The sequence below is a fragment of the Streptomyces sp. SD15 genome, from assembly GCF_054462255.1.
The window spans coordinates 1-9,031 of sequence record NZ_JBTLMO010000107.1; the positions used below are offsets into that span (position 1 = coordinate 1).

At 70.7% G+C, this 9,031-nt stretch carries 7 protein-coding genes; 2 read left to right on the forward strand and 5 right to left on the reverse strand.

Annotated elements, in window-relative coordinates; genetic code table 11:
* The coding region (locus tag ACX28W_RS43285; protein ID WP_459005586.1) for a sulfate adenylyltransferase subunit 1 at window positions 1-1,029 on the forward strand (1,029 nt) is incomplete at its 5' end.
* Between the two features lie 12 nt (window positions 1,030-1,041).
* On the opposite strand, the gene ACX28W_RS43290 is transcribed toward ACX28W_RS43285, so the two are convergent.
* Together ACX28W_RS43290 and ACX28W_RS43295 are read right to left on the reverse strand one after the other, a co-directional pair.
* Window positions 1,042-3,330, reverse strand: a complete 2,289-nt coding sequence (locus ACX28W_RS43290; RefSeq protein ID WP_459005587.1) for a bifunctional salicylyl-CoA 5-hydroxylase/oxidoreductase — start codon at window positions 3,328-3,330, stop codon at window positions 1,042-1,044.
* Between the two features lie 7 nt (window positions 3,331-3,337).
* Window positions 3,338-4,165: an enoyl-CoA hydratase family protein gene (locus ACX28W_RS43295; protein WP_459005588.1), complete on the reverse strand. Its 828-nt coding sequence runs from the start codon at window positions 4,163-4,165 to the stop codon at window positions 3,338-3,340.
* A gap of 332 nt (window positions 4,166-4,497) precedes the next feature.
* Between ACX28W_RS43295 and ACX28W_RS43300 the strand changes: the two genes are divergently transcribed.
* Window positions 4,498-4,935 (forward strand): ATP-binding protein, encoded by a 438-nt coding sequence (locus ACX28W_RS43300; RefSeq protein WP_459005589.1) that lies wholly within the window; start codon window positions 4,498-4,500, stop codon window positions 4,933-4,935.
* On the opposite strand, the gene ACX28W_RS43305 is transcribed toward ACX28W_RS43300, so the two are convergent.
* From ACX28W_RS43305 to ACX28W_RS43315, 3 genes are all read right to left on the reverse strand, one after another.
* A complete protein-coding gene (locus ACX28W_RS43305; protein ID WP_459005590.1) occupies window positions 4,895-6,391 on the reverse strand; it encodes an amino acid permease in 1,497 nt (498 codons plus the stop codon). The two genes, ACX28W_RS43300 and ACX28W_RS43305, sit on opposite strands and share 41 nt — an antisense overlap.
* 115 nt (window positions 6,392-6,506) lie before the next feature.
* On the reverse strand, window positions 6,507-7,514 hold the full coding sequence (argF, locus tag ACX28W_RS43310) for an ornithine carbamoyltransferase (RefSeq protein WP_459005591.1): 1,008 nt from the start codon (window positions 7,512-7,514) through the stop codon (window positions 6,507-6,509).
* A 69-nt stretch (window positions 7,515-7,583) separates the two neighbouring features.
* Window positions 7,584-8,807, reverse strand: a complete 1,224-nt coding sequence (locus ACX28W_RS43315; RefSeq protein WP_459005592.1) for an arginine deiminase — start codon at window positions 8,805-8,807, stop codon at window positions 7,584-7,586.
* Window positions 8,808-9,031 lie beyond the last annotated feature (224 nt).

A 9,031-nucleotide genomic window follows, 5' to 3' on the forward strand; every position in this document is an offset into this window, starting at 1 on the left:
GACGGCCTGCGCGCCGAGCGCGAGCAGGGCATCACCATCGACGTGGCGTACCGCTACTTCGCGACCGCGCGCCGCCGGTTCATCCTGGCCGACACCCCGGGCCATGTGCAGTACACCCGGAACATGGTCACCGGCGCCTCCACGGCCGAGCTGGCGATCATCCTGGTCGACGTGCGCCACGGTGTGGTCGAGCAGACCCGCCGCCACGCCGCCGTCGCCGCACTCCTGCGCGTCCCGCATGTCGTCCTGGCCGTCAACAAGATGGACCTCATCGGGTACGAGGAGAAGGAGTTCGACCGGATCGTCGAGGACTTCGCGGGCCACGCCGCCGAGCTGGACCTGCCCGGCTTCACGCCGATCCCGGTCTCGGCGCTGTGCGGCGACAACGTGGTGGAGCGGTCGGCGCACATGGACTGGTACGGGGGTCCGGCGCTGCTGGAGTTCCTGGAGACGGTGCCGGTCGGCTCCGACGTCCCGTCCGCTCCGGCGCGCTTCCCGGTCCAGTACGTGATCCGGCACGACGAAGTCCGCCACTACGCGGGCCAGTTGGTGTCCGGCACGCTGCGGGTCGGCGACCGCGTCACGGTCCACCCGTCCGGCGAGACCTCCGAGATCGTCGGCATCGACGTGCTCGGCAAGGACGCGGACATCGCGTACGCGCCCCAGTCGCTGACCCTGCGCCTGGCCGACCAGCGCGACATCTCGCGCGGCGACATGATCACAGCCGGGCCCGACGCGCCCGCGCTCACACAGGATGTGCGGGCGGCCGTCTGCCATCTGGCCGACCGTCCGTTGCGGGTCGGCGACCGAGTGCTGGTCAAGCACACGACGCGGACCGTGAAGGCGATCGTCAAGGACCTGGGCGGCGCCGCGGAGCTGACCGCGAACGACCTCGGCCAGATCACCCTGCGCACCGCCGAGCCGCTCGCGCTCGACGACTACGCCGAGGTACGCCGCACCGGCGCGTTCCTCCTGGTCGACCCGGCGGACGGCTCGACGCTGACGGCGGGGATGGCCGACCTCTCCTGATCACCGATACCCTCAAGTCCCCAGTGAAAGCCGGGGCTTGGGGGCGTCGGTGCGTCCGGTCCGCGGGGGCCGGCTGCCCGCGCGGTAGGGCTTCGGCCAGGCGACGCCCGGACCCTCGTACCCCTGCTCGGCCGCCGCGTGCAGCGTCCAGTGCGGGTCGTAGAGATGCGGCCGGCCGAGCGCGCACAGGTCCGTGCGCCCGGCCAGGATCAGTGAGTTGACGTCGTCCCAGGAGGAGATCGCGCCGACGGCGATCACCGGGACGCCGGTCTCGTGGCGGATCCGGTCGGCGTACGGCGTCTGGTACGAGCGCCCGTAGTCGGGGTGTTCGTCCGCCACCACCTGGCCCGTCGACACATCGACCGCGTCGGCGCCGTGCGCGGCGAAGGCCCGCGCGATCGCGACCGCGTCGTCCCCGGTGTTGCCGCCGTCGGCCCAGTCGGTGGCGGAGATCCGGACCGTCATGGGCCGTTCCTCCGGCCATACGGCCCGTACGGCGTCGAAGACTTCGAGCGGGAAGCGCAGCCTGCGCTCCAGTGGGCCGCCGTAGGCGTCGGTGCGCCGGTTGGTCAGCGGGGAGAGGAAGCCGGACAGCAAGTAGCCGTGCGCGCAGTGCAGTTCGAGCAGATCGAAGCCGCAGCGCGCGGCCCGCCAAGCAGCCGCCACGAACTGCTCGCGAATATCGGTGAGTTGGGCTCGGGCCAGCTCGCGAGGTGTCTGGTTGCGCGGCCCGTACGGGACCGGGGACGCGGCCACGAGCGGCCAGTCGCCCTCCTCCAGCGGCTCGTCGATGCCCTCCCACATCAGCTTCGTGGCGCCCTTGCGACCGGAGTGCCCGAGCTGGACGCCGATCGCGGTGCCCGGCGCCTGCGTGTGCACGAAGTGGGCGATCCGCCGCCAGGACTGGGCCTGTTGGTAGGTGTAGAGCCCCGTGCAGCCGGGCGTGATCCGGCCCTCGGCGCTGACGCACACCATCTCGGTCATCACCAGCCCGGCGCCGCCGAGCGCCCGTGCTCCCAGGTGTACGAGGTGGAAGTCGCCGGGGACACCGTCCACGGCCGAGTACATGTCCATGGGCGAGACGACGACCCGGTTGCGCAGGGTCAGACCGCGCAGCCGCAGCGGCGTGAACATCGGCGGCGTGCCCTGCGGACAGCCGAACTCCCGCTCCACCGCCGCCGTGAAGTGCGCGTCGCGCAGCCGCAGGTTGTCGTGGGTGACGCGGCGGCTGCGGGTGAGGAGGTTGAAGGCGAACTGGCGTGCGGGCTGGTCGAGGTAGAGCCCCAGGTTCTCGAACCACTCCAGGCTGGCGCGCGCGGCCCGCTGTGTGGACGCGACGACCGGGCGCCGCTCCTCCTCGTACGCGGCGAGCGCCTCGCCGAGTGTGGGCCGTTCCCCCAGGCAGGCGGCCAGCGCGAGCGCGTCCTCGACGGCGAGTTTCGTGCCGGAGCCGATGGAGAAGTGGGCGGTGTGCGCGGCGTCGCCGAGGAGGACCAGATGGTCGTGCGACCAGCGGTCGTTGACGACCGTCCGGAAGGTGACCCACGCCGACTTGTTGGACCGCAGCGACCGTCCGCCGAGCGCGTCCGCGAAGATCTTTCCGCACCGCTCGACGGACTCCTGCTCGTCCAGGTCCGCGAACCCCGCCGCCCTCCACACCTCTTCGCGCATCTCGACGATGACGGTGGAGGCGTCGGCCGCGTACGGGTAACCGTGCAGCTGCATCACACCGTGTTCGGTCTCGGCGATCTCGAAGCGGAACGCGTCGAGGGCGAAGTCGGCGGCGAGCCAGATGTAACGGCACCGATGCTCTTCGACGGACGGGCGGAACACTTCCGCGTAAGCCTCCCGCGTGGCGCTGTGCACCCCGTCGGCGGCGATGACCAGGTCGTACGCCGTCATCAGCTCCGCCGGTGGCGGGGCCTCGGTCCGGAAGCGCAGCTCCACGCCCAGCGAGCGGCATCGCTCGTGCAGGATCTCCAGGAGCCGGCGTCGGCCCAGCGCCGCGAAGCCGTGGCCGCCGGAACTGTGGCGCACGTCGCGGTGCACGATGTCGATGTCGTCCCAGCGTACGAACTCGTCCCGCAGCGCCGCGTACACGACCGGGTCGGCGTGCTCGATGCCGCCGAGCGTCTCGTCGGAGAGGACGACGCCGAAGCCGAAGGTGTCGTCGGGGGCGTTGCGCTCCCAGACGGTGATCTCGCGGGCCGGGTCGAGCCGCTTGAGCAGCGCGGCGGCGTACAGCCCGCCGGGACCGCCGCCGATGACGGCGACGCGCATCGCCTGCTCGCCTACGCGCATCCCGTGCTCACCTCCCCCGCCACTTCGGCGGGCGCTTCTCCGTGAAGGCCGCGTGGAACTCCGCGTAGTCCTCGCCGTTCATCAGCAGGGCCTGGGTCGAGGCGTCCAGTTCGACGGAGGCGGCGAGCGGCATGTCCAGTTCGGCGGTGAGCAGCGCCTTCGTCTGGGCGTACGCGAGGGCCGGGCCCTCGGCGAGGCGGTGGGCCAGTGCCTGAGCGGCGTCGTCGGCGCGGCCCTCGTCGGTCAGCTCGCTGATCAGGCCGATCCGCTCGGCCTCGGGCGCGCGCACCGGTTCGCCGAGCATCAGCAGCCGGGTCGCGTGGCCCAGCCCGACGACCCGGGGCAACAGATAGGCGGCACCCATGTCGCCGCCGGACAGGCCGACGCGGGTGAACAGGAAGGCGAAGCGGGCACTCGGGTCCGCCACCCGGAAGTCGGCCGCCAGCGCCAGCACGGCCCCGGCGCCCGCGGCCACCCCGTGCACTGCCGCGATCACCGGGAACGGGCACTCCCGTACGGCCCTTACGACCTGCCCGGTCATCCGGTTGAAGTCGAGCAGCTGGGCGGTGTCCATGGACAGGGTCGCGCCGATGATCTCGTCGACATCGCCGCCGGAGCAGAAGCCACGGCCCTCGCCGGCCAGCACCAGGGCGCGTACGGACCGCTCGCGGGAGAGCTCCGCCAGCAGGTCACGTAGGTCGGCGTAGGCGCCGAAGGTGAGCGCGTTGAGTTTCTCGGGGCGGTCCAGGGTGACCGTGGCGACCCCGTCGGCGACCTCGCACCTCAGGTGCTGCCAGTCGGGGGTGCGGGCGGCGGAGCCGGTGAAGGGACTCATGACGGACGGCCTCCTCGGGCGGGGGCGGCGGTCTGTACTGCTTCATCAACTTATCACCACTCTGTGACTGTCGTCACGAGTCCGCGATAAGGCAGTCGTGATGTGACCGTTTCCCGTCACCGAGTCACGAATCCTCGATAGCCCCGTAACGGCGGGAGCACGCGCGGGAGGCGCGCCGTTGACCTGGGTACACAGCCTTACGCCGAGCCGAACGTCCCGGGAGGACGCTGGCCGAATGTCCCGAAATAGCCCCCCCGACGTCCCTGTCCGGTGGCGCCGTACCATTCATAAGGTTGAAAGCAGGACAGCCTGCTCCATGAACGGACCCCCACGTGCACGACATCCCAGCCCCCGCCTCCTGGCGCATCGCACTGCCGCACACCACCGCGGCCGTGCCCGTCGCCCGTGCCCTGGTCCGTACCGCGCTGGCCGAGCTGGAGCACGCGGCCGACAGCGACACCGCGGAGCTGCTCACCGCGGAGCTGGTCGCCAACGCCGTGGAGCACACCGCCGGGGACGGTCCCATAGAGCTGGTCGTGGAGCTGCTGCCGACCGGCTGCCAGGTCGAGGTGCACGACCCGGACCCGGCTCCGCCCGGCGATCTCACGGTCCCCGAACCGGCCGAGGAGCCCGACCCCTGGCAGGAGCACGGGCGCGGCCTCCTGCTGATCCGCACCCTCAGCTCGTCCTGCGGCCACCGCCCCACCGCCTCCGGCAAGGCGGTCTGGTTCAGACTGCCTGTGGTACCCGCTCAGCGGCGGCCTGCCTAGCCTGCGCCAGCCGGGAGTGGCGGCGCCCGTAGAGGACGTACACGAGGAATCCGGCGAGCAGGAACACCGCGAACTGGAACCAGGTCGTCCAGCCCGTCTCGTACATCAGATACAGACAGAAGCCGACGCCGAGCAGCGGTACGACGGGGTAGAGCGGCACGCGGAAGGTGCGTGCGAGGTCCGGCTCCCTGCGGCGCAGCGCGATCACCGCGATGTTGACGGCGACCATGGTGGCGAGCGTGCCGATGGTGCACAGGTTGACCACGGCGTCCAGGGACGCGAAGGCCGCCGGGAGGGCGAAGACGACCGCGACGATCAGCGTCCCGGCGACCGGTGTCGAGGTCTTCGGCGAGACCTTCTCGAAGACACGCGGGACGAGCCCGTCGCGGGCCATGGACATGAGGATGCGGGTCTGCCCGTACATCACGGCGAGGACGACCGAGGCGATGGCGACGACCGCGCCGAACGCGATGACCGCACCGCCGACCGTGGAGCCGGTGACCTCGTTGACGACGTACGACAGCGCGGCGGGCCGGCCGCCGACCTCGTCGCCACCGACGGCGCCGATCGCCGCGAGGGCCACGGCGCAGTACAGCAGGGTGACCAGGCCGATGCAGATCAGGACGGCCAGGGGGATGTCGCGGCGCGGGTTCTTGGCCTCCTCGCCGGCCGTGGTGATCGCGTCGAAGCCGATGTAGGAGAAGAAGGCGGCCGTGGTCCCCGCGCCGATTCCGCCCAGTCCGGCGGGCGAGAACGGTGTGAGGTTGCCGTCCTTGAAGGCGCTGAACCCGATCGCGCAGAAGGCGACGAGCACGACGAGCTTCAGCACGGCCATGGCGGCGGTCGCACGGGCGCTCTCGCGCGCACCGCGGATCAGCAGCACCGAGGCCAGCGCGATCACGATGACGGCGGGGAGATTGACGACTCCCCCGTCCGTCGGTCCCGAGGAGAGCGCGACGGGGAGCTGGTGCCCGGTGAGGCTGCCGAGCAGCTCGTTCACGTACTGGCTCCAGCCGACCGCGACGGCCGACACGGAGACGCCGTACTCCAGGAGCAGACACCAGCCGACGAGGAAGGCGGTGCTCTCGCCGAGTCCCGCGTAGGCGAAGGAGTACGAGGATCCGGAGACCGGGATCGCGCCGCCGAGTTCCGCGAACGCGAACGCGGTGAAGACGCAGGTGATCGCGGCGAGGATGAAGGACACGACCACGGCGGGTCCGGCCTGCGCGACCGAGTCGGACAGGCCGACGAAGATTCCGGTGCCGACGATGGCGCCGACGCCGAAGCAGACGAGCTGGAAGAGGCCCATGGTGCGCTTGAGGCCGTTGCCTTCGAGGTCGGCGCCGGATTCGGCGACGAGGAGCTCGGGGGACTTGATGCGGGGAGAACGCTGGGTGCGGGGAGCGCGTTCGACGCCGGGAGAGCGCTTGGTGCGGGCGGTGCTGGGAGCGGGCATACGGGGTGGTGCTCGTTTCTGGTGGTACGGGCGCGACGGGGTCTGTCGCGCGGCGGCCGCGGAAGGGGTGGCTCCGGGCCGCCGGTCAGGATAAGGCCTGCTGTTCGAGGGCGGGTCAGGCCAGCGTGGCGACGAGGACCGCCTTGATGGTGTGCAGCCGGTTCTCGGCCTCGTCGAAGACGACCGAGTGCGCCGACTCGAAGACCTCGTCGGTGACCTCCAGGGAGTCGAGGCCGTGGCTCTCGTGGATCTCGCGGCCGACCTTGGTGCCGAGGTCGTGGAAGGCCGGGAGGCAGTGCAGGAACTTGACGTCCGGGTTGCCGGTGGCGCGCAGGACGTCCATCGTCACGGCGTACGGGGACAGGGCGCCGATGCGCTCGTCCCAGACCTCCTTGGGCTCACCCATGGAGACCCAGACGTCGGTGGCGACGAAGTCGGCGCCGAGGACGCCGTCGGTGACGTTCTCGGTGAGGGTGATGCGGCCGCCGTTGCTCTCGGCGACTTTGCGGGCCTGGGCAACGATCTCGTCGGCGGGCCAGTAGGCCCCCGGGGCGACGATCCGGACGTCCATGCCGAGGAGCGCGCCGGTGACCAGATACGAGTTGCCCATGTTGAAACGGGCGTCGCCCAGATAGGCGAAGGCGATCTCGCCGAGCGGCTTGTCGCAGTGCTCCGTCATCGTGAGCACGTCGGCGAGCATCTGGGTGGGGTGCCAGTCGTCGGTGAGGCCGTTGTAGACGGGCACCCCGGCATACGCGGCCAGTTCCTCGACGGCGGCCTGGCTGTCACCCCGGTACTCGATCGCGTCGAACATCCGGCCGAGGACGCGCGCGGTGTCCTTCACGGACTCCTTGTGGCCTATCTGCGAGCCGGACGGGTCCAGGTAGGTCGTCGAGGCCCCCTGGTCCGCCGCCGCGACCTCGAACGCACAGCGCGTGCGCGTCGAGGTCTTCTCGAAGATCAGCGCGATGTTCCTGCCCCGCAGGTACTGGGTCTCGGTCCCCGCCTTCTTGGCCGCCTTGAGCTCGGCGGCGAGCTCGATCAGACCGCGGAACTCGTCTTCGGCGAAGTCCAGCTCCTTGAGGAAGTGGCGGCCGGCGAGGGCGGACGGGACTGTCGCCATGGGGGGGCACTCCAGAGATCCGGGGACAGGGACGGCAAGAATTGGAAGTCTATACGACTCTCTACATTTCTATACGGCCGACCGTTCGACGGGACAGCTCATACAGCGGGGTCCGCCCCGCCCGCGGCCCAGCTCGCTCCCCGGGATCTCGATGACCTCGATCCCCTGCTTGCGCAGATGCGTGTTGGTCGTCGCGTTCCGCTCGTAGGCGACCACGACGCCCGGCTCGACGGCGAGGACGTTGCAGCCGTCGTCCCACTGCTCGCGCTCGGCCGCGTGCACGTCCTGCATGGCGGTCAGGACGCGGATCTCGTTCAGCCCGAGCGCGGCGGCGATCGCGCGGTGCATGTGCTCCGGGGGGTGGTCGGTGACCTTCAGTTCCTTCTCCCCGACGCCCGGCTCGATGGTGTACGAGCGGAGCATGCCGAGCCCCGCGTACTGCGTGAAGGTGTCGCCGTCGACCATCGTCATCACGGTGTCGAGGTGCATGAAGGCCCGCCGTTTGGGCATGTCGAGCGCCACGATGGTGTTCGCCGAGCCCGCCGCGAAGAGCTTGTGCGCGAGCATCTCCACGGCCTGCGGGGTGGTCCGCTCGCTCATGCCGATGAGCACGGCCCCCCTGCCGATGACCAGCACGTCGCCGCCCTCGATGGTGGACGGGTAGTCCGCCTGCCCCTGGGACCAGAGGTTGAACATCTCGTCACGGAAGAGCGGGTGATGGCGGTAGATAGCCTCGAAGTGCACCGTCTCGCGCTGCCGGGCTGGCCAGCGCATGGCGTTGATCGACACCCCGTCGTAGATCCAGGCGGAGGTGTCCCGGGTGAAGAGGTGGTTGGGCAGCGGGCCGAGCAGGAAGTCGTCGAGCTCCATGACGTGGAAGCGCACCGAGGTCGGCTCCGCGTGCGCGTCCAGGAACTCCCGCTTGGTCATGCCGCCGACCAGCAGGGACGCCAGCTCCGGGGCGGGCAGGGTCTCGAAGGCGGCCCGGAGGTGGTCGGTGGCCAGCGGTCCGTACTCCTTCTCGTCGAAGACGCGGTCCAGGACGAGTGATCTGGCCGCCGGGATCTCCAGGGCCTCGGTGAGCAGGTCGCCGAAGAGGTGGACGGCGACGCCGCGGTCGCGCAGTACGTCCGCGAACCCGTCGTGCTCCGCACGGGCTCGGCGCACCCACAGCACGTCGTCGAAGAGCAGGGCGTCCTTGTTGCTGGGGGTGAGCCTCTTGAGCTCGAGATCCGGCCTGTGCAGGATGACGCGGCGCAGCCGGCCGGCCTCGGAGTCGACATGGAATCCCATGTCTCCATCCTGACCATCCGGACGCGTGTTCACCCACCGATGCGGTGTGGTTTTCGCCCCCGCCGCCCCTACCCGTCCCATCCTTCTGGGGCTCCGCCCCAGACCCCGCCAGGGGCGCTGAGCCCCCTGGACCCCCGCCAGGCATCCCAGCCCGTCATGGGGGTCCCCCCTGCTCGAGCGAAGCCGAGAGCTTGGGGGAGTTTGAGGACGAGGCCGTCCAGGCC

Excerpts from the sequence above, each read along its gene's own strand:
- ACX28W_RS43295 (WP_459005588.1), bottom strand. The coding sequence starts at position 4,165 with ATGAGTCCCTTCACCGGCTCCGCCGCCCGCACCCCCGACTGGCAGCAC.
- ACX28W_RS43315 (WP_459005592.1), bottom strand. The coding sequence starts at position 8,807 with ATGGGATTCCATGTCGACTCCGAGGCCGGCCGGCTGCGCCGCGTCATC.
- argF (WP_459005591.1), bottom strand. The coding sequence starts at position 7,514 with ATGGCGACAGTCCCGTCCGCCCTCGCCGGCCGCCACTTCCTCAAGGAG.
- ACX28W_RS43305 (WP_459005590.1), bottom strand. The coding sequence starts at position 6,391 with ATGCCCGCTCCCAGCACCGCCCGCACCAAGCGCTCTCCCGGCGTCGAA.
- ACX28W_RS43290 (WP_459005587.1), bottom strand. The coding sequence starts at position 3,330 with ATGCGCGTAGGCGAGCAGGCGATGCGCGTCGCCGTCATCGGCGGCGGT.